The organism is Streptomyces sp. TN58, assembly GCF_001941845.1.
Taxonomy (GTDB): domain Bacteria; phylum Actinomycetota; class Actinomycetes; order Streptomycetales; family Streptomycetaceae; genus Streptomyces.
This window is the reverse complement of sequence record NZ_CP018870.1, coordinates 5853039-5873982: the sequence shown is the minus strand read 5'-3', so window position 1 is coordinate 5873982 and position 20944 is coordinate 5853039. Positions and strand designations below refer to the sequence as shown.

General features: G+C 72.8%; 16 protein-coding genes. 6 read left to right on the top strand and 10 right to left on the bottom strand.

The annotated features are described in order from the left end of the window. Positions 1-137: 137 nt before the first annotated feature. The 6 genes from BSL84_RS26630 to BSL84_RS26605 form a co-directional block, all read right to left on the bottom strand. The gene (locus BSL84_RS26630) at positions 138-1391 is read right to left on the bottom strand and encodes a YncE family protein (protein ID WP_075971288.1); all 1254 of its coding nucleotides are present in this window, start codon (positions 1389-1391) and stop codon (positions 138-140) included. A gap of 131 nt (positions 1392-1522) precedes the next feature. Continuing rightward, on the bottom strand, positions 1523-2686 hold the full coding sequence (locus tag BSL84_RS26625; RefSeq protein ID WP_075971287.1) for an XdhC family protein: 1164 nt from the start codon (positions 2684-2686) through the stop codon (positions 1523-1525). A 118-nt stretch (positions 2687-2804) separates the two neighbouring features. Next, positions 2805-4268 (bottom strand): NCS2 family permease, encoded by a 1464-nt coding sequence (locus BSL84_RS26620; RefSeq protein WP_030027484.1) that lies wholly within the window; start codon positions 4266-4268, stop codon positions 2805-2807. 324 nt (positions 4269-4592) lie between these two features. After that, positions 4593-6992, bottom strand: coding sequence for a xanthine dehydrogenase subunit D (gene pucD / locus BSL84_RS26615; protein WP_030027483.1), 2400 nt, complete (start codon positions 6990-6992; stop codon positions 4593-4595). Positions 6993-6994: 2 nt separating this feature from the next. Further along, a complete protein-coding gene (locus BSL84_RS26610) occupies positions 6995-7594 on the bottom strand; it encodes a (2Fe-2S)-binding protein (protein WP_030027482.1) in 600 nt (199 codons plus the stop codon). A gap of 2 nt (positions 7595-7596) precedes the next feature. Continuing rightward, complete coding sequence (locus tag BSL84_RS26605; RefSeq protein ID WP_030027480.1) at positions 7597-8490, bottom strand: FAD binding domain-containing protein; 894 nt, start codon at positions 8488-8490, stop codon at positions 7597-7599. Between the two features lie 254 nt (positions 8491-8744). Here BSL84_RS26605 and BSL84_RS26600 point away from each other — a divergent pair, with 254 nt between their 5' ends. After that, positions 8745-10424, top strand: a complete 1680-nt coding sequence (locus BSL84_RS26600) for a PucR family transcriptional regulator (RefSeq protein ID WP_045324069.1) — start codon at positions 8745-8747, stop codon at positions 10422-10424. Positions 10425-10589: 165 nt separating this feature from the next. Next, a complete protein-coding gene (locus BSL84_RS26595; RefSeq protein ID WP_045324068.1) occupies positions 10590-11384 on the top strand; it encodes a hypothetical protein in 795 nt (264 codons plus the stop codon). Positions 11385-11776: 392 nt separating this feature from the next. Here BSL84_RS26595 and BSL84_RS26590 read toward each other — a convergent pair whose 3' ends face one another. Further along, the gene (locus tag BSL84_RS26590) at positions 11777-12442 is read right to left on the bottom strand and encodes a GntR family transcriptional regulator (protein ID WP_045323850.1); all 666 of its coding nucleotides are present in this window, start codon (positions 12440-12442) and stop codon (positions 11777-11779) included. Between the two features lie 133 nt (positions 12443-12575). Between BSL84_RS26590 and BSL84_RS26585 the strand changes: the two genes are divergently transcribed. Together BSL84_RS26585 and BSL84_RS26580 are read left to right on the top strand one after the other, a co-directional pair. Further along, entirely contained in the window at positions 12576-13436 is an 861-nt protein-coding gene (locus BSL84_RS26585; protein ID WP_045323851.1) for a (2Fe-2S)-binding protein, read from the top strand. Positions 13437-13686: 250 nt separating this feature from the next. Beyond that, positions 13687-14745: a DUF2637 domain-containing protein gene (locus BSL84_RS26580; protein WP_030029985.1), complete on the top strand. Its 1059-nt coding sequence runs from the start codon at positions 13687-13689 to the stop codon at positions 14743-14745. A gap of 42 nt (positions 14746-14787) precedes the next feature. Here BSL84_RS26580 and BSL84_RS26575 read toward each other — a convergent pair whose 3' ends face one another. The 3 genes from BSL84_RS26575 to BSL84_RS26565 form a co-directional block, all read right to left on the bottom strand. Continuing rightward, a complete protein-coding gene (locus tag BSL84_RS26575; RefSeq protein ID WP_376499679.1) occupies positions 14788-15123 on the bottom strand; it encodes an ATP-binding protein in 336 nt (111 codons plus the stop codon). A 253-nt stretch (positions 15124-15376) separates the two neighbouring features. Next, positions 15377-17119 carry a pyruvate dehydrogenase gene (locus BSL84_RS26570; RefSeq protein ID WP_075971286.1) on the bottom strand — a complete coding sequence of 581 codons (1743 nt, stop codon included), beginning with the start codon at positions 17117-17119 and terminating at the stop codon, positions 15377-15379. 28 nt (positions 17120-17147) lie between these two features. After that, positions 17148-19025 (bottom strand): protein phosphatase 2C domain-containing protein, encoded by a 1878-nt coding sequence (locus BSL84_RS26565; RefSeq protein WP_075971285.1) that lies wholly within the window; start codon positions 19023-19025, stop codon positions 17148-17150. 407 nt (positions 19026-19432) lie between these two features. On the opposite strand from BSL84_RS26565, the gene BSL84_RS26560 reads away from it, so the two are divergent. Then, complete coding sequence (locus BSL84_RS26560; RefSeq protein WP_075971284.1) at positions 19433-20410, top strand: helix-turn-helix domain-containing protein; 978 nt, start codon at positions 19433-19435, stop codon at positions 20408-20410. A 24-nt stretch (positions 20411-20434) separates the two neighbouring features. Then, positions 20435-20917: a DUF456 domain-containing protein gene (locus BSL84_RS26555; protein ID WP_075971283.1), complete on the top strand. Its 483-nt coding sequence runs from the start codon at positions 20435-20437 to the stop codon at positions 20915-20917. Positions 20918-20944: the final 27 nt, after the last annotated feature.

Below are 20944 nucleotides of genomic sequence, written 5' to 3'. Positions count from 1 at the left end.
TAATCGGTCATCGAGGACCAGTCACCCCATAATTGCTTGATCTGCAGGTTCGGCCGGTTTCCGCCTCTTCGTCCCCGGGAAAGCGCCGACCGGCCTGGCTCTCGGCCGGCCTGGCTCTCGGCCGGCCGGGCACCGGGCTACCGGCCGGCCGGACCGGTCCAGGCTGCCGGGACATGGCCGATCCGAACGCGCTGGGGGTGGTCCCCGACGGGTACGGACACCCGCTTGGCGCCGGTGGCGAAGTCGATGGCCGTCACCTGGTCGGTGCCGCTCTCGGAGATCACGCAGGCCGTCCCGTCACCGCTGACCGTGGCCCAGTAGGGCTTGGAAGCGGGAACGAGCGGTCCCTCGGCGAGGGTGGCGCGGTCCACGACCGTGGCGTAGTCGTCCATGGTGCCCGCGATGCAGAGCTTCGTCCCGTCGGGGCTCATCGACATCCCGTGGTGCCGGGAGTCGTTGACCCAGGCGGTGCGGTCGGTGCTGGTGGCGGGATTGGCGGGGAGGTCCTTGAGGCGGGTGATCCGGTCCGAGGCCACGTCGTACTCCAGGAAGCCGCCGAAGAACGACACCTGGAAGTAGAGCTTGGACTCGTCGGGGCTGAAGGACACGGGGCGCACGGAGTCGGAGAGGTCCTTGCGGCCGAAGGCGTCCAGCCGCTCCCGCATGTCGATCACCCGGACCGTGCGGAAGGTCTGCGCGTCGACCACGGTGATCTTCCGGTCGCCCTTCGTCCAGTCGAGCCAGGGGGCGTCGAGGGCCGTGTTCACCTCGCCGATGGAGCTGTTCCACAGGTAGCGGCCGTCGCGGGTGAAGGTGTTCTCGTGCGGCTTGTCGCCGGTACGGAAGGAGCCGGTCTGCCGCCCGGTGGTGATGTCCAGGACGTGCACGGTGTTGGATGTGGAGGCCGAGACGGCGATGCGGGTCCCGTCCGGGGAGACCGCCATGTGGTCGGAGCGGAAACCGGAGACCGGGAAGCGCCAGTTGATGCGCCCCGACGCCAGGTCTATGGAGACGACGTCGGCGAAGCTGGGGCGGGACACGACGACCGCCGAACCGTCCGGCGTGGTGAACATGTCGTCGGCGAACTGGTCGTGTCCCTCGCCGGCGCTCTCGCGGATGCCGAGGAAGAAGGCGAGCTTGACGGGGTTGAGGTAGATTTCGCGCAGCCGCTCCGCCTTGTCGGGGATCACGTCGATCCGGCCGACCTTGGCGAGGTCGCCGGTGGAGGCGAGTACGTCTGCCGTCCCGTCCCAGTTGTTCCCCACGAAGAGCACCTCCCGCAGGCCGCCGGCCGGGGCGGCAGGGGCGTCGGAGGAGGCCGGGGCGGGTGTGAAGGCGGTCAGGAGGGTGGCCGCCGCCAGTACGCCGAGGGTTCGCACGGTACGCAACATCCGCTCAACTCCGTTGTGTGGAAAGGACGGAGAGGGGACCCTCCGATTACCGGCGGGTAAAATATGGGGAACGCCGAAAGGGCGCAACCCCCACGGGGTGCGCCCTTTTCTCACCTTCCGCCGTCACTCCTTCAAGCGACGGAGCCGATCCTGTCGATCACCGTGTTCGCGACGTCCGGGTGGATGGGGATGTGCGCGCCCGTGAGGGCGGCGCCGCTGCCGCCGCGGCGGTTCGCGACGATCTCGGCGGCGATGGACAGCGCCGTCTCCTCGGGGGAACGGGCCCCGAGGTCCAGGCCGATCGGGGAGCGCAGCCGGGCCAGCTCGATCTCGGTGACGCCGACGTCGCGCAGCCGCCTGTTGCGGTCCTCGTGGGTGCGGCGGGAGCCCATGGCGCCGACGTAGGCGACGGGCAGTCTGAGGGCCAGTTCCAGGAGCGGGACGTCGAACTTGGCGTCGTGGGTGAGCACGCACAGGACGGTCCGGCCGTCCACCGAGCCCTCCGAGGACTGCGCCTCCAGGTAGCGGTGCGGCCAGTCCACGACGATCTCGTCTGCCTCGGGGAAGCGGTTGCGCGTCGCGAAGACGGGCCGGGCGTCGCAGACGGTCACCCGGTAGCCGAGGAACTTGCCGATCCGTACGAGCGCGGACGCGAAGTCGATGGCGCCGAAGACGATCATCCGCGGCGGCGGGACGCTGGACTCGACGAGCACCTTCAGCGGCTCTCCGCAGAGCCGGCCGTCGGCTCCGATCTCCAGTACGCCGGTCCGGCCGGCGTCCAGCATGGCGCGGGCCTCTTCGGCGACGGTCCGGTCCAGCTCGGGGTGTCCGCCGAGCCCGCCCTCGTAGGGGCCCTCCGTACGGACGAGCACGGCGCGGCCCATCAGCTCGGCCGGCCCCTCGGCGATCCGGGCCAGCGCGGCGGCCTCACCGCGGGCGGCGGCGGCCAGGGCGGCCTCGAAGACCGCTCGTGCGGGAGAGCCGGCGGGAACCGGGGTGACGAGGATGTCGATGATCCCGCCGCAGGTCAGGCCTACGGCGAAGGCATCGTCGTCGCTGTAGCCGAAGCGCTCGCTGACGGTCTCGCCGTCCTCCAGCGCCTGACGGCACAGCTCGTACACCGCACCCTCCACGCATCCACCGGAAACCGAGCCGATGGCCGTGCCCTCGCTGTCGACGGCGAGGGCGGCCCCGGGCTGCCGGGGCGCGCTGCCGCCCACCGCCACGACCGTGGTGACGGCGAAGTCACGTCCCTGCTCGACCCACCGGTTCAGCTCTTCGGCGATGTCCAGCATGTGCGGCCTCCTCGGAGGATTCGGTTTCCAGTATGGGATACGCGGAGGGTGCGGGTGTTACTACGGGTGACCGCGCCCCCGGGGGTGCACGGCACTGCCGGTACTGCGGCTGTCAGGGTCAGCCGACCCCGAGCCAGCCCTCGATCGGGTGGAGCGCGAAGAAGACCAGGAAGATCCCCGTCAGCGCCCACATGAAGCCGCCGATCTCCCGGGCCTTGCCCTGGGCGACCTTGATGGCGACGTAGGAGATGACACCCGCGGCGACACCTGCGGTGATCGAGTAGGTGAACGGCATGATCACGACCGTCAGGAAGACGGGGATCGAGGTGGAGGTGTCCGCCCAGTCCACGTGGCGGGCGTTCTGCATCATCATCGCGCCGATGACGACCAGGGCCGCGGAGGCGACCTCACCCGGGACGATCTGCGTGATCGGGGTGAAGAAGAGGCAGGCGGCGAAGAACAGGCCGGTGACGACGGAGGCGAGACCCGTGCGGGCACCCTCGCCGACGCCCGTGGCGGACTCGACGAAGACGGTCTGGCCGGAGCCGCCGCTGACGCCGCCGATCGCGCCGCCGGCGCCGTCGATGAACAGGGCCTTGGACAGGCCCGGCATCCGGCCCTTGTCGTCGGCCAGCTTGGCCTCGGTGCCGACGCCGATGATGGTGGCCATCGCGTCGAAGAAGCCGGCGAGCACCAGGGTGAAGACGATCATGCCGACCGTCATGTAGCCGACGTCGCCCCAGCCGCCGAAGGAGACGTCGCCGAAGAGCGAGAAGTTCGGCATCGAGACCGCGGAGCCGTCCAGCTCCGGCGGGCCGTTCTTCCAGGCCTTGGGGTCGATGTCCACGATGGCGTTGAGGATCGCGGCCAGGACGGTGCCGCCCACGATGCCGATCAGGATCGCGCCGGGCACCTTGCGGGCCTGGAGCATGAAGATGGCGACCAGGGTGACGGCGAAGAGCAGGACGGGCCAGCCGGACAGCTCACCGGTCGCGCCGAGCTGGACGGGGGGCATGAACTCCCCGCCGTTGCCGACGAAGCCCGCCTTCACGAAGCCGATCAGGGCGACGAAGAGGCCGATGCCCATGGTGATGGCGTGCTTGAGCGCGAGGGGGATCGCGTTCATGATCATCTCGCGGAGGCCGGTGACGACCAGGAGACAGATCACGACGCCGTAGACCACGCACATGCCCATGGCCTGCGGCCAGGTCATCTGGGGGGCCACCTGCGAGGCGAGCACACCGGACACGGAGAGTCCGGCGGCGAGCGCCAGCGGGACCTTGCCGACGAAGCCCATGAGGAGCGTGGTCACGGCGGCGGCGAAGGCCGTCGCGGTGATGATCGCCGAGCCGTCCATGACGGTTCCGGCGACGTCCTTGCCCGACAGGAGCAGGGGGTTGAGCAGGAGGATGTACGCCATGGCCATGAAGGTCGTGATACCGCCACGAACCTCGTTGCCGACGTTGGATCCTCTGTGGGTTATGTGAAAGTAGCGGTCGAGCCAGGACCTGCCGGCGGGGTTCAGAGAGCCGTCGCCGGCTTCTTCCGCGGTGGTCTTGGGCTCCACAGACGACTGGGTCATGGTGCCTAACTCCCAAGGTTCAAAGGGGCACCCGCTTGGGGATTGGAGATTGCGGGATTTGGGATGCTGCGTTTGGCTGCACGACCCGGGGTGACGGCCCGAGGCGACGCGAAGGTGCACTGCGTGTACTGCGGGTAGTGCGGGGTGACCGCTTGTACTACATGGGGGTTTTCGCAGGGGTACTGCCGTCCGAAGGTGACCGCGAGCGGTGCGGTGCTTCGTGTACTCCGGGCGGTGCGGCGGTGAAGTGTGACGTTCCCGTGCCACACCGCCCGGAGAGTCCGAGGGGGTCCGGGGGCGCGCGGCCCCCGGACCGGGTCCGTCCTAGAGGGTCCCGGTAAGGGCTTCCGGACGGATCGGGGTCTTGTTGAGCTCCAGCCCGGTCGCCTGCCGGATCGCCGCGAGGACGGCCGGGGTGGACGACAGGGTCGGGGCCTCGCCCAGACCGCGAAGGCCGTACGGCGCGTTCGGGTCGGCGAGCTCCAGGACGTCGACCGGGATGGTCGGGGTGTCGAGGATGGTCGGGATCAGGTAGTCCGTGAAGGAGGGGTTGCGCACCTTCGCGGTCTTCGGGTCCACGATGATCTCCTCCATGACCGCCACGCCGAGACCCTGGGTGGTACCACCCTGGATCTGGCCGACCACGGAGAGCATGTTGAGGGCCTTGCCCACGTCCTGGGCGGTCGCCAGCTCGACGACCTTGACCAGGCCGAGCTCGGTGTCCACCTCGACGACCGCGCGGTGCGCGGCGAAGGTGTACTGGACGTGGCCGTCGCCCTGGCCGGTCTTCAGGTCGAAGGCGACCGTCGGGCGGTGGCGGAATTCGAGTTCGAGGTCGATCGCCTCGTCCTCCAGGATGTCGGCGATGTCCGCGAGGACCTCGCCGCCGTCGGTGACGACCTTGCCGCCCTCCAGGAGGAGCTCGGCGTGGGCCCAGGCCGGGTGGTAGGAGCCGTTCTTGCGGCGGCCCATCTCCAGCAGCGCCTCGCGCACGGCCTCACAGGTGTTCTTCACGGCGCCACCGGTCATGTACGTCTGCCGCGAGGCGGACGTCGAACCGGCGGAGCCGACCTGCGTGTCGGCCGGGTGGATGGTGACCTGCGTGACGCCCAGCTCTGTACGGGCGATCTGCGCGTGGACGGTGACACCGCCCTGGCCGACCTCCGCCATGGCCGTGTGGACCATCGCGACCGGCTCGCCGTTGATGACCTCCAGGCGCACGCGGGCGGTGGAGTAGTCGTCGAAGCCCTCGGAGAAGCCGACGTTCTTGATGCCGACCGCGTAGCCGACGCCGCGGACGACGCCCTCGCCGTGGGTGGTGTTCGACAGGCCGCCCGGCAGCGCGCGGACGTCCGCGCCCTCGCCGGCGGTCTCCCACTGGCGCTCCGGCGGCAGCGGGCGGGCCTTGACCCGGCGCAGCAGCTCGGCGACGGGCGCCGGGGAGTCCACGACCTGGCCGGTGGGCATGATCGTGCCCATCTCCATGGCGTTGAGCTGGCGGAACTCGACCGGGTCCATGCCCAGCTTCGCCGCGAGCTTGTCCATCTGGGCCTCGTAGGCGAAGCAGGCCTGGACGGCGCCGAAGCCGCGCATCGCGCCGCAGGGCGGGTTGTTCGTGTAGAGCGCGATCGCCTCGATGTCGACGTCGTCGATGACGTACGGGCCGACGGAGAGGGAGGAGGCGTTGCCGACGACGGCCGGGGAGGCCGAGGCGTAGGCGCCGCCGTCGAGCACGATCCTGCACTTCATGTGCGTGATCTTGCCGTCCTTGGTGGCGCCGTGCTCGTACCAGAGCTTCGCCGGGTGGCGGTGCACGTGGCCGAAGAAGGACTCGAAGCGGTTGTAGACGATCTTGACCGGCTTGTTGGTCGCGAGGGCCAGCAGGCAGGCGTGGATCTGCATGGAGATGTCCTCGCGGCCGCCGAAGGCACCGCCGACGCCGGAGAGCGTCATGCGGACCTTCTCCTCGGGCAGGCCGAGGACGGGGGCGATCTGCTTGAGGTCCGAGTGCAGCCACTGGGTGGCGACGTAGAGGTCGACCCCGCCGTCCTCGGACGGCACGGCGAGACCGGACTCCGGGCCGAGGAAGGCCTGGTCCTGCATGCCGAAGGTGTACTCGCCCTCGACGATCACGTCGGCGCGCTTGCGGGCCTCCTCCACGTTGCCGCGGATGATCGGCTGGCGGTGCACGATGTTGGGGTGCGGGACGTGACCGGAGTGGTGGTCGTCGCGGCCCTCGTGGATCAGCGGCGCGTCGGCGGCGAGGGCGGAGGCCTCGTCCGTGACGAGCGGCAGCTCCCGGTAGTCGATCTTGATCTTGGCGGCCGCGCGGCGGGCGGTCTCCGGGTGGTCGGCGGCCACCAGGGCCACCGGCTCACCGTGGTGGCGTACCCGGCCGTTGGCGAGCACCGGGGTGTCCTGGATCTCCAGGCCGTAGTTCTTCATCTCGGCCGGCAGGTCGTCGTAGGTGAGGACCGAGTAGACGCCCGGCATGGCCAGCGCCTCGGAGATGTCGATGGAGACGATCTCGGCGTGGGCGACGGTGGACCGCAGGGTCTGGCCCCAGAGCATGTCCTCGTGCCACATGTCGGAGGAGTACGCGAACTCACCGGTGACCTTGAGGGTGCCGTCCGGGCGGAGCGTGGACTCGCCGATGCCGCCCTTGTTGTGCTTCTGGGTGACGTTCGTCGGCGTACCGGAAGGCACGGTGCGGGTGTTGGCCATGATCAGACAGCCTCTCCCTGACGGGCGGCCGCGAGGCGGACCGCGTCGAGGATCTTCTCGTAGCCCGTGCAGCGGCAGAGGTTGCCGGACAGGGCCTCACGGATGTCCTGGTCGGACGGGTCGGAGTTCTGCTCCAGGAGCGCGTCGGCCTGCACGAGCAGACCCGGGGTGCAGAAACCGCACTGGACCGCGCCGGCGTCGATGAACGCCTGCTGGATGTCGGAGAGCTCTACGCCCTCACCGGTCTGCGAGTCGGTGCCCTTGGCGGACCACTGCTTGGCCTCGTCCGTGGACACGCCCTTGCCGCCGCCGCACGCGCCGGTGCCGCAGCCGTGGCCGTGCTCCGCGCGCTGCTTGGCGAAGTCGGCCAGGCCCTCGACGGTCACGACGTCGCGGCCCTCGACCTGGCCGGCGGCCACCAGACAGGAGCAGACCGGCACGCCGTCGAGGCGGACGGTGCAGGAGCCGCACTCGCCCTGCTCGCAGGCGTTCTTCGAGCCGGGCAGGCCCAGCCGCTCACGCAGCACGTAGAGGAGGGACTCGCCCTCCCAGACGTCGTCGGCTTCCTGCGGACGACCGTTGACGGTGAAATTGACGCGCATGATTACGCAGCCCCTTCAAGCGAGCGGCCGTTGCTGCCGCGGTACTGCTCCCAGGTCCAGACGAGCTGGCGGCGAGCGAGGATGCCAACCGCGTGACGGCGGTATTTCGCCGTGCCACGGACGTCGTCGATCGGGTTGCAGGCGGCGGAGGCGAGCTCACCGAACTGCTTGGCGATCGACGGGGTGATGACCTTGCCGTTGTCCCAGAAGCCGCCCTCTTCGAGCGCGGCGTTCAGGAACTCCTCGGCGGCCTTGGCCCGGACCGGGGTCGGGGCGGCCGAGCCGATGCCCGTACGCACGGTGCGGGTGTCGGGGTGCAGCGCGAGGCCGAAGCCGCACACCGCGATGACCATCGCGTTGCGGGTGCCGACCTTCGAGTACTGCTGCGGGCCCGTGGCGTTCTTGATGTGGACCGACTTGATCAGCTCGTCGGCGGCCAGCGCGTTGCGCTTCACGCCGGTGTAGAACTCGTCGATCGGGATCATGCGCGAGCCCCGTACGGACTCGACCTCAACCTCGCAGCCGGCGGCCAGCAGGGCGGGGTGGGAGTCACCGGCGGGCGAGGCGCAGCCGAGGTTGCCGCCGACACCGCCGCGGTTGCGGATCTGCGGGGACGCGACCGTGTGCGAGGCGAGCGCGAGACCCGGCAGCGTGGTGCGCAGGTTCTCCATGATCTGGGTGTACGGGACGGAGGCGCCGAGCTTGGTGACCTCCTCGCCTACCTCCCACTCCCGCAGCAGCTCGATGCGGTTGAGGTCAAGGAGGTACTCCGGACGGCGGTGGTCGAAGTTGATCTCGACCATGATGTCGGTGCCACCCGCAATCGGCACAGCTGTGGGGAACTCGGCCTTAGCGGCGAGCGCCTCCTCCCAGCTGGCGGGGCGAAGGAAGTCCATGTGTGGCTCTCTTCTTCTTCATCGTGTCGTTCACTTCAAGCCAGGAGGCCAAAGGGCCCTCGACTGGTCGTTCACGTGCTGTTAACGCGGTGTGGACTCAGTACACAAGCCGCCCGTCCCTCGGGTGCAGTCACCGAAACCATGAAGGAGTTGGCTGACGGCCTCCCTCGTCTTGTAGATTCGTATGAAAGGCAGGATGCGACGACCTGCCCGATTTCCAACGGCAACATTCGAGACAGATCGGCGGCGACATCATGCGGCTGCGCGCACTGCTGGAGACCGAGGCGCTGGGGCTGCGGCTGCTCGGCGGCGAGGACGAACTCGACCGTACGGTCCGCGGGGTCATGACGACCGACCTGCGTGATCCCAGCCGGTACCTGTCCGGGGGCGAACTCGTCCTCACCGGCCTGGCATGGAGGCGAAATTCAGCCGACTCCGAGCCGTTCGTACGAATCCTCGCGAGCGCCGGCGTCGCGGGGCTCGCCGCGGGCGAGGCGGAGCTGGGTGCCATCCCCGACGACCTCGTGTCGGCCTGTGTCCGCAACCGCCTGCCGCTGTTCGCCGTGAACGAGGACGTTGCATTCGCCACGATCACCGAGTACGTCGTGCGGCAGGTCTCGGGCGAGCGCGCCGGGGACCTGGCGGCCGTCGTGGACCGGCATCGCCGTCTGATGACGTCGGGCCCGGCAGGGGGCGGCCCCGACGTGGTGCTGGATCTCCTCACCACCGACCTCGACCTCCGGGCCTGGGTGCTGTCCCCCACCGGCCGGCAGATCGCCGGAGCGGGCGAGCCTTTGTCGCCGGGCATCTGTGCGGCGCTGGCGGGCGAGCACCTGGCGGCGGTCCGGACGGGCCGCAGAGGGCCGCACCGGATCTCCATCCAGGGTATTACCTACTCGCTCTTCCCGATCAGGGGACACGGGCGCGGCGCGGCCGGCGCGGGTGTCCGCGACGTGCGCGAGACCGTGCTGTCCGACTGGCTGCTGGCCGTCGAGGCGGACGCCGGCGACTGGCCGGCCGAGCGCCTGGACCTGCTCCAGGGCGTCACCCAGCTGATCGCCGTGGAGCGCGACCGCCGGGACGCCGCCCGTACGGTGCGCAGGCGCCTCGCACAGGAGGTCCTGGAGCTGGTCCAGACGGGTGCCGCGCCCGCCGAGATCGCCGCCCGCCTGCGGGTGGCTGCCCCCGTGCTGCTGCCCGGGCTGGGCGCCGCCCCGCACTGGCAGGTCGTCGTGGCCCGGGTGGACTGGGACAACGGGGACATCCCCGGCGGGCCGGTGGCCCAGTCCCTGCTGGAGGAGATCCTCGTCGACCCGTCGGTCTCGGGTCCGGAGCCGTCCGACCGGATCGCGGTGGCCCATACGGGTGACGAGGCCATCGCGCTGGTGCCGCTGCCCTCCCTCTCCGGCGACGCCGGCGAGGACAAGGGCCCGGACTCGGCGCTGCACGCCGACGAGCTGCTCGCCGTCGTACGCGAACCCCTGGCGGCCGGCCTGGCCGAGGACGGCCGGCTCACGCTGGGCGTCAGCGCGGCCGTGCACTCCGCCGAGGGTCTGCGCGGGGCGCTGGAGGAGGCCCGGCACGCCCGCCGGGTCGCGGCGGCCCGCCCGGGCCGGGTCTGCGCGGCGGGCCACCACGAGCTCGCCTCGCACGTCCTGCTGCTGCCCTTCGTCCCGGACGACGTGCGCCGTGCCTTCACCGCCCGGCTGCTCGACCCGCTGCGGGACTACGACCGGCGCCACCGGGCGGAGCTGATCCCGACCCTGGAGGCCTTCCTGGACTGCGACGGCTCCTGGACCCGCTGCGCGACCCGGTTGCACCTGCACGTCAACACGCTGCGCTACCGGGTCGGGCGAATCGAGCAGTTGACGGGGCGTGACCTCTCCCGGCTGGAGGACAAGCTCGACTTCTTCCTGGCACTGCGCATGAGCTGAGGAGATCTTCCTCCGGCGCCGGCCGCGGGTGTCCGGCGGCACTGATGATCCGTCCGGACTTTGTGAAAGAGTTCACCCGACCCCTTGGCCGGAGCCGCCGATCCGTGCTCTCATTTCGCCCCAGGGCTCAACCATGTGCTGCTTGACTGCTTCGGGGAGGGCAATGTGGCGGATACCGCCATGTCGGGTGCCGGGACCACCGGGGGAGACGACCCCCTCCAGCGGGCGATATGGCGGCTGCGCTCGCGCGGCTGTTGGACCGACGCGGCGGCGCTGCTGACGCCTCACGTCGGCAGGGCCGGGCAGGCGGCCGCCGCGGTGCAGCGGACCGCGCTGCTGGTCGAGCGGTGCCTGTTCACCGGCCAGGGGTGGGCCGAGGCCGAGGACGCGCTGCGGGTCGCCGAGGCGGTCGCCCAGGACGACGACGACCGGGGCGCGGCGGCGTGCGAGCGGGGCCACCTGGCCTACGCCGCGACCGTGCTCGGCGTACGCGACCGGGCCGACGAGGCCCGTTCCGCGCTCGGCCGGGCCGCGGCCCTGCTGTCACCGGGCTCCCGGACCCGCCCGCTGCTGGACTTCCGGCGCGGCCTGGTCGCCGAGCACCTGGCGGACGCCCCGCAGTCGGCGCGGCCGGCGTACCACCGCGCCCACGCGGGGGCCGAGGCGCACGGCGACACCCTGCTGCTGTCCTTCACCTGGCGGCACCTGGCGGCGCTGGCCCTGCGGGACGGCGAGGTCGCCGAGGCCCGCAAGGGCTTCGCGGAGTCGCTGCGGATCCGGGAGGACCTGGGCTTCCTGATCGGGACGGCCCCGGCACTGGCGGCCTTGGCCGAAGCCGAGCCGGAACCGGAAGCCGCCCGCCTCCGCGCGGAGGCCCGCCGCCTGTTCCACCTCCTGGGCGGCATCCCGACCTGGCTGGCGGACCAACTCCACCCCACCCCGACCCCCACCGGCGCGTGAGACGCGGAGCCCGCCAACCCGGCCCGGCCGGCGTTTGAGGCGCGGGGCCCCCGGGGCGGAGCCCCGAAGCCTGAACCCCAGCCCGGCAATCCCAGCCCCGCAGCCCCCTGGCGCACCGGCCCGGCCAACCCGGCCCCGCAGCCCCCTGGCGCACCGGCCGGGCCAACCCAGCCCCGCCGGCGCTTGAGGCGCGGGGTCCGGGGCGGAGCCCCGAAGCCTGAACCCCAGCCCGGCAATCCCAGCCCCGCAGCCCCCTGGCGCACCGGCCCGGCCAACCCAGCCCCGCCGGCGCTTGAGGCGCGGGGCCCTCGGGGCGGAGCCCCGGCACCTCAGCCCGTCCGGCGCTTGAGGACCGGGCCCGGGCGGAGCCCGTTCCCCCGGCCCCGGAGGGGTCAGCCCCCGGAGCCGGCGAAGTGTTCGCGGACCAGCGCTTCGACCACCGGCAGGTCCCGCGCGACCAGCGCATCCAGCAGCGCCGAGTGCTCGGCCGCATCGGCGACGAGATCCGCCCGCCGAACCCGCGGAGCACCCGGCAGTGGCCACTGGGCCCGGCGGTGGAGTTCCTCCGCCACCGCCACCAGCTGGTCGTTGCCGGCCAGCCGCAGCACCGCCCGGTGGAAGGCCCGGTCCGCCTCCGCGTACCCCGGCAGGTCACCCGCCGCGGCCGCCGCGGCGGTGGCGGCGGCCGCCGGGCGCAGGGCCTGCCAGTCGGCTTCCGGCACCGTCCGGGCCAGCCGCAGCATGACGGGCACCTCCAGCAGCGCCCGGACCTCCGCCAGCTCGGCATGGTCCCGCGCGCTGCGCGACAGGACGCGGAAGCCCCGGTTCGGCAGGCATTCCACCGCCCCCTCGGCGGCCAGCTGCTGCATCGCCTCGCGCACGGGAGTGGCGGAGACCCCGAAGCGCTCGCCCAGGGCCGGGCCGGAGTAGATCTCGCCCGGTACGAGCTCGCCGTCGACGAGGGCGGCGCGCAGCGCGTCGAGGACCTGCCCGCGCACCGAATGGCGCAATACCTTCCGCTTCTGTGCCGGTACCCGGGCGTGGGCCGTTTCGTGCACTCGGTCCTCCTCCTCCGGGTCCTGACCTGCTCCGAGAATAGGTGACGCGCCGCGGGAGGGGTGGATACGGAGCCACCCAGCATCAGGTAAGGTAAGGCTTACCTGTTAACGATCGCGTGATCGGTGGCCCGCCATGACCGTCTCGGCCCTCCCGGCTGTCGCCCCTGCCCCGCCCGGCTCCGCGGTGGCGGACGCGTACGCCCGGCTGGCGGAGGCGTACGGCGGACTGCGGGTCGTCGAGCTGGCCGCGCACGAACCCTCCCCTCGCGGTGCGGGGTGGGTCGGCGCGGACGAGCTGGCGGCCGGCGGGGCCGAGCTGGACGCCTTCCTCGCCTGGGACGACGCCCAGGTCCTGAGGGACTACGGGACCCAGGCGCGGCCCGATGTGATCGCGAGCTTCGGGCTGCACCGGTACGCGTGGCCGGCCTGCCTGCTGATCACGCTCCCGTGGTTCCTCCACCGGCGGGTCCCCCGCCTCCCCGTCGCCGAGGTCGCCTTCCACCGGACCCTCGGCCGGATGGCCGTACGCGTCGAGAGCTTCGCCTGCCTGCCGGACGACCCGGCGGCCGCCCTGCCGGGAGCCCGGGTCGTGCCGCACGAGGAGGCCCTGCGCGAAGAGGTGCGGTCCGCGGTGGCCCAGCACCTCGAACCTGTGCTGAAAGGTTTCGGCTCGCGCATGCGGCGCGGTCGCCGCGCCCTGTGGGGCATGGTGACCGACGAGGTCGTCGAAAGCCTCTGGTACGTCGGCCACCTGCTCGGCGAGGAGCGGCGGACGATGGCCGAGCTGGAGGCACTGCTGCCCGGCTCGACGGCCCCGTACACCGGCGGCGCCGGATTCCGCACCCTCTCCGGCCCCGGCGGGCGGGAGCTGCCCACCCGCGACCGGGCCAGCTGCTGCTTCTTCTACACGATCCGGCCGGAGGACACCTGTGTCACCTGCCCCCGCACCTGCGACGCGGACCGCATCACCCGCCTGACGGCGGAAGCCGCCTGACCCCGCCCGGCGAGCGCGCCGGCCCGGCACTGGTCCGGTCGGCGGAGTCCAACCCACCCGCAGAGGTGGCGGCATTCGAACACAACCCCGTCCGCACGGGCGCCAGTTCGAGATACAACACCCTATCCGGCGGGCCCCGCCCCCCGATGGCGTCCACTTGCCCCGAAACCCGCGTGCACCGTGCACCGCCTGCGCCACTATGGCGCCCGGAAAGCCGCACAGCCGCATACGCGAGGCAAGGGACATCCGCATGAGACTGACCGACATATCGCTGGACTGGCTGCTGCCCGGCAGTCTGCTGATCCTGGGCGTACTTGCGGCGGTTGCGGTACTGGCACGGGGCAAGCGCGAGAGCGAGAAGGCCGCGGCCGACGACAGCTGGGAGCGCAGCGAGGAGCGGCGGCGCCGCAAGGAGGCCGTCTACGGGACCGCTTCGTACGTCCTGCTCTTCTGCTGCGCGGCGGTGGCCGCCGCGCTCTCCTTCCACGGGCTGGTCGGCTTCGGCCGGCAGAACCTCAGCCTCTCCGGGGGCTGGGAGTACCTGGTGCCCTTCGGCCTCGACGGCGCCGCCATGTTCTGCTCGGTGCTCGCCGTCCGCGAGGCCAGCCACGGTGACGCGGCCCTCGGATCGCGCATGCTGGTCTGGCTGTTCGCCGGGGCGGCCGCCTGGTTCAACTGGGTGCACGCTCCGCGCGGTCTGGGCCACGACGGCGCCCCGCAGTTCTTCGCGGGGATGTCGCTCTCGGCGGCCGTCCTGTTCGACCGGGCGCTCAAACAGACCCGCCGGGCGGCGCTGCGCGAACAGGGCCTGATCCCGCGGCCGTTGCCGCAGATCCGGATGGTCCGCTGGCTGCGGGCCCCCCGGGAGACCTTCGGCGCGTGGTCCCTCATGCTGCTGGAGGGGGTGCGCACCCTCGACGAGGCCGTGGACGAGGTGCGCGAGGACCGCAAGGAGCGGGAGCAGGACCGGCACCGCAGGCGCGACCAGAACCGGCTCGACCGGGCGCGCATCAAGGCGCTGGGCCGGCAGAACCGGGCGTTCGGGCGGTCCCGCGGCCGCCAGGTCGAGCTTCCGGAGCTGACGCAGGGAGCGGGCTCCGCGCCGGTCGGCGCGGAGCCGGCCATACCGGAACCGGGACAGCTGCCACTACGCCGCCGGCCCTCCCTGCAGGCCGTCAACCCCACCGACTCCTTTGAGGTGACCGGCACCCGGACGGTGGACCTCACCGCCGAGGACGACACCCAGACCCTTCCCCGACTGGACTCGCTGGAACGCAAACTCAAGGACCTGGAGCAGCAGTTCGGCTGACCGCTCCGGATCTCCGGGAGACACCCCGCAGGGCCCGCCCGTTCAGGCGGGCCCTGCGGCGTACGGGGCGTCGAGGCAGCCGTCGAGTTCGAACCACACCACCTTGCCGCCGCCCAGGGCGAGGGCGTCCACGCCCCAGTCGTCGGCCAGCGCCTCCACCAGCGCCAGTCCCCGGCCGTGCGTACCGTCGTCGGCGGTCGGTACGTACGGCCGGGGTCGGCGTGCGGCGTGGTCGCGTACCTCCACGCGTAACCGTGCGGCGGTGAGGCTCGCTGAGACCTCGGCGCCCCGGTCGGTGTGGACGAGGGCGTTCGTGACGATTTCCGTGATCAGCAGTTCGGCCACGTCGGCGGCCTCGGTCCGGCACCGGTGGCGCATCAGTTCCCTGAGGGCCCGTCGGACCTCGCCCACCGCCTTCAGGTCGGCGCGGCGCACGCTCCGGCTGATGCGCAGTGTGTCCGCCGCTTCCGCGTTTCCGGCCGTGGACGGTTCGCGCGGTACCGGCGCCCCTCTCCTCCACGGCTTCCCCGTCTTCGCCCCCACCCGCACGGCGGTGTCCCTCCCGTGTCCGTCGCTCTCGAACAGGCCTACGGGGATGCATGCCCTTCGGGCGGATCGGCACTCCTGCGGCTCAGGGGCGGGGCACGTTGCGGAGGTTGGAACGAGCCATCTGGATCATCCGCCCCACTCCGCCGTCGAGCACGATCTTGCTGGCGGACAGTGCGAATCCGGTCACCATGTCGGCGCTGATCCGCGGTGGGATCGACAGGGCGTTGGGGTCGGTCACCACGTCCACCAGAGCGGGTCCGCGATGCCGGAAGGCATCCTTCAAAGCGCCGCTGAGCTGCTTGGGCTTCTCCACGCGCACCCCGAAGGCACCCGCCGCGCGGGCGATCGCCGCGAAGTCCGGGTTCTTGTTCTCCGTCCCGTGGGAGGGGAGGCCGGAAACCAGCATCTCCAACTCGACCATGCCGAGCGAGGAGTTGTTGAAGAGCACCACTTTGACGGGCAGGTCGTACTGCACCAGGGTGAGGAAATCTCCCATCAGCATGGAGAAGCCGCCGTCACCCGACATCGACACCACTTGACGGCCGCGGTCGGTGAACTGTGCGCCGATGGCCTGCGGGAGGGCGTTGGCCATCGAGCCGTGGCTGAAGGACCCGATGATGCGCCGCTTGCCGTTCGGGGAAAGATAGCGCGCCGCCCACACGTTGCACATGCCCGTGTCGACGGTGAACACCGCGTCCTCGTCCGCGAGTTCGTCGAGGATCGAAGCCACGTACTCGGGATGGATGGGCGTGTGCTTCTCGACCTTGCGGGTGTAGGCCCTGACCACCCCCTCCAGGGCGTCGGCGTGCTTCTTCAGCATCCGGTCGAGGAAGCGCCGGTCCGTCTTGGTCCGCACCCGCGCGTTCAGGGCGCGCAGGGTCTCGCGCACGTCTCCCCACACGGCGAGGTCCAGCTGGGAGCGCCGTCCCAGGTGTTCGGGGCGGATGTCCACCTGGACGATCTTCACGTCGTCGGGCAGGAAGGCGTTGTACGGGAAGTCCGTTCCGAGCAGGATCAGCAGGTCGCACTCGTGGGTGGCCTCGTAGGCCGCGCCGTAGCCGAGCAGCCCGCTCATGCCGACGTCGTAGGGGTTGTCGTACTGGATCCACTCCTTGCCGCGCAGGGCGTGCCCGACGGGGGCCTTGACCCGGCCGGCGAACTCCATCACCTCGGCGTGCGCCCCGGCCGTGCCGCTGCCGCAGAAGAGCGTGACCCGGTCGGCCTCGTCGACGAGGCGGACCAGTTTCTCGATCTCGCCGTCGCCGGGGCGCACAGTGGGCCGGGCGGTGACGAGGGCGTGCTCCACCGCCTTCTCGGGGGCGGGCTGGTCGGCGATGTCACCGGGCAGCGCGACCACGCTGACGCCGCTGCGGCCGATGGCGTGCTGCACGGCCGTCTGGAGCAGCCGGGGCATCTGCTGCGGGTTGGAGATCAGCTCGCTGTAGTGGCTGCACTCGCGGAAGAGCTGGTCGGGGTGGGTCTCCTGGAAGTAGCCGAGTCCGATCTCGCCGGAGGGGATGTGCGAGGCCAGGGCGAGGACCGGTGCCATCGAGCGGTGGGCGTCGTACAGCCCGTTGATCAGGTGCAGGTTCCCCGGGCCGCAGGATCCGGCGCAGGCGGCGAGGCGGCCGGTGAGCTGGGCCTCGGCGCCCGCCGCGAAGGCGGCCGTCTCCTCGTGGCGGACCTGGATCCACTCGATGCCGTCGGTGCGGCGGATCGCGTCCACCACGGGGTTGAGGCTGTCGCCGACCACCCCGTACACACGGCGCACGCCGGCGCGTACGAGGATGTCGACGAACTGTTCCGCGATGTTCTGCTTGGCCATGCCTCCCATCCAGCCATGCCCGCGCCGGTTACGCCTCCCAGACTGCGGCAGCCGTGCGGTCGTCGGCGTAGCCCTTGAGGCGGAGCTGGATGTCGGCGAGGAACGCGGCGAGGCCGGGCGGCTCCGGCTCGCCCCAGCGGGCGGCGAGCTCAGCCTGGAGCGCGGCCTCCTCCCGCATCGGCTCGGCCAGCCCGCCGGAGCACAGCAGCAGGGTGTCTCCGGGCCTGGCCACGGCGGCCCGGAAGCGGAAGGGGCTGCCGGACTCACCGGGCGCCTCGTCGGGCCGGCCTCCGACCCCGTCCCGGTCCCCGCCCCCGTCTACGTCGCCGTCTCCGGGGGCGGGGGGCTGCGCGGACGCGGGCGGGGCGGCGGGACCGGTCGGCTCCAGGTCCTGCCATTGACCCGAGCGGAGCCGGAAGAGTCCGCCGGCGCCGGCGCCGAAGCACACCCGGGTACGGCATTCGGGGTCCACCGGGAGCAGCAGTCCGCGCAGCCCCGCCGTGTACTGCTCCTCCGCGAGCCCCAGCTCGGCCGCCCGGGCCCGCAGGCGTCCGTAGCCGCGGTCGGTGAGCCGCTGCAGGCCCGAGCGCAGGGCGTCGCGGCGCCCGGCCCGGATGTCGTCGGCCAGCCGTTCCTGGCTGCGGCCGACCGCCGCCGCGACCGTGCGGCACAGGTCCGCTGCGGCCTCGGCGGCGCCGGGCGCCGCCCGGTCCCCGCCGGCGAGGGCCACCAGGACCAGGGCGTCGTCGCCGCTGCTGAAGCGGGCGGTGAGCAGGAAGTCCCGGCGGGCCTCGCCGCGGTAGCGGGCGGAGTCGCCGCGCAGGGAGGCGGCGCGGAGGGTGTGGCCGCCGTAGCGGGCTCCCTCCAGGACGGTGTCGGGGACCAGGCCGTCGAGGGCGGCCGGGTCCGCGGGCGGGAGCGCGCCCGGTTCGGGGGCGTAGGTGGGCGCGCGGTCGCCGAGGTACCGCACTTCTGGCCGCTGCCGGGGCGCGGCGGCCTCCGGGGCGGGCGGGCTCACGGGCGGACGCGCCGGCGCGGGTGCGGGTGCGGGCGGGGATACGGGTGCGGGGGCGGGTGCGGATGCGGGCTGCCGGGCCTCGTCGGTGCGGGTTTCCGGGCGCGCCGTCGGGGGGCGCCGGACGGGCAGCTCCGGACCGGTCGCGGGCGGCACGTCGACGCCGCCGAGGGCGTAGCCGGTGGCGCCGCCGGTGCGCGGATCGCGTGGCTGGGCTCCGTGCCAGGGCGGCGCCGGGGGCGGTGGCGGTACGTACCGCTCGCCGATCGGCGCGGCAGGGGCCGGGGGCGGCGGGGTGTACCCGGCGCCGGACTGAGCCCCGTCAGCGGTGGGCGCTTCGGCGGGCGCCGGCAGCGGGGCCTGCCGTTCGGCAGCGGGCTCGCCGGGTGCCGGGCGGGCTGCCGGGGCCGGCGGCCGGGGCGGCCCGGCCGGCGCCTTGGCCGGGGGCGGCGGGGCCTGCCGGGGCGGCGCGGTGTCAGCGGAGGCCGGCAGGGGCGGCGCCTGCGCGGGCGGGCCCGCGGGCCTGCCGTCGGGAGCCGGGCGCGGCGCGGGCACCGGCCCCGCCGCAGCGGGCTGCGGGGGCTCCGGGCGGACGGCGCCGGGCAGCGGACGGCGTGCGGGCAGCTCGCCGTCGAGTTCCGGGCGCGGGGCAGGCAGCGGCCCGCGCCCCGGCCCGAATCCGGGCCCCGGCCAGGGCACGGGCCCCGGCCTGAACTCGGCTTCCCCTACCGGCTCTTGCGGCACGGGGGGCGGCGTCTCGGCGGGGTCCGCCGTCACGCCCGCCGCCGACCGGAACCGGTTGTCGAGGGTGTCCCCCGGGTCGGGTGCCGGCCCCGCGTCCGGGTCCTCGTAGAGCTTCTGCCACCAGTCGTCCGCGCCCTGCTGACTCATGCCCTCATTCTCCGCCTCCGGTGGGGGCCGAAAACGCCGAATACCCGAAAAGGGTCCACAGGGCGGCGGCCTTGTGGACCCTTCGCGTCCTGCCCGTACGGATCAGCGGACGCCGTACGCCCGCGCGACCGCCTTCTTGCCGTCCGGCAGGGGCCGCGTACCTGCGCGTCCCTGGCGCTGTGGCCATCGTCGTGCGCGATACCGGCCGCATCGCTCGCCCCGGTCGAATTGGCACCCAACCACTGCATTGCACGACAAGCCGGCGCGTAAGTGCCTTTCCGCCTGCGGATGTTGATGGTGCGGGGGTGTGACCTTGGCAGAGGGGCGGGGGGTACGGCGATGATGTCGGCGCGGGTTCGCGCCGTGGCGGCTTCCCGCCGGGCGTGGTGTCGGAAAGGGGTGGACGGGTGCTGGGTGCCATAGGGCTGGACGAGGGCCAGGAGTCCGCGTACCGCGCGCTGGTGGCGCTGGGCGCGGCCGAGGTCCCCGACCTCGCGCACCGGCTGACCCTGCCGGTGGCGCAGACCGAACGGGCCCTGCGCCATCTGGAGCGGCACGGGCTGGCTGCGCAGTCCTCGGCGCGGCCGGGCCGCTGGGTGGCGGCGCCGCCGGGGGTGGCCCTCGGGGCCCTGCTGACCCGGCAGCGGCACGAGCTGGAGCGGGCGGAGCTGGCGGCGGAGCTGCTGACGCGGGCGTACCGGGCCGAGGCGGTCGAGCCGGCGGTGCACGACCTGTTGGAGGTGGTGCAGGGCGCGAGCGCGGTGGCGCGCCGCTTCCACCAGCTGCGGCTGGGCGCGGAGAAGGAGGTGTGCGCGCTGGTCGGCGCCCGCCACGGGGCCGTCACGGGTTGGGGCGACGAGGCGGAGGAGCGTGCCTCGCTGCGCGGGGTGGACCACCGGGTGGTCATCGAGCGCGAGGCGCTGACCCTGCCGCGCGGGATCCGGGAGGCGTCGGCGGCGCTGGCCCGGGGCGAGCAGGTCAGGGTGACGGCGGAGGTCCCGGCGAAGCTGGTGATCGCGGACCGGTCCCTCGCCATGGTCCCGCTGACGGCGCGCGGCGCGGAGCCGGCGGCGCTGGTGGTGCACGCGTCCGGGCTGCTGGACCTGCTGGCGGGGCTGTTCGAGGCGGTGTGGCGGGAGTCGCTGCCGCTGCGGCTGGGCGCGGCCGGTTCGGCGGAGGAGGCCGGGGGCGTCCCCGACGCCACGGATCTGGAGATCCTCTCGCTGCTGCTGGCGGGGATGACGGACGCGAGCGTCGCCAAGCACCTGGAGCTCGGCCTGCGGACGGTGCAGCGGCGGGTCAAGGGCCTGATGGAGCTGTCCGGGGTGACGACGCGGCTGCAGCTGGGCTGGCACGCGTACGAACGTGGCTGGGTGGCCCGGTAGCCCCTGGTCGGGCACGCTGGGCGGGTGGACGTGCCGCAGCTGCTGCTGGTGGGCCTGGTGCTCCTGCTCGGGCTGGTCGGGGTGCTGGTTCCGGGCGTGCCGGGGACCTGGCTGGTGTGGGCGGGGCTGATGTGGTGGGCGCTGCAGGAGCGGTCGGCGCTGGCGTGGTCGCTGCTGGTCGCGGCGACGGCTCTGCTGCTGGTGGTCCAGGTGGTGAAGTGGCAGCTGCCGCCGCGTCGGCCCCGCGGGCTCCCGGTCACCCCGCGCACGGCGGTCTTCGCGGGCGCGGGCGCGCTGCTCGGCTTCGTCCTGGTCCCGGTGGTGGGGGCGGTTCCGGGCTTCGTGGGCGGGGTCTACCTGTGTGAGCGGCTGCGTCTGGGCGGGCACGGCGAGGCCTGGGCCTCGACGCGTGCGGTGATGCGGGCGGTGGGCACGAGCGTGCTGGTGGAACTGTTCGCGTGCCTGCTGGTGGTGGGGGCGTGGGTGGGCGCGGTGTGCACGGACTGACCCAAGGGCCCCGCCGCCGACAAGGCG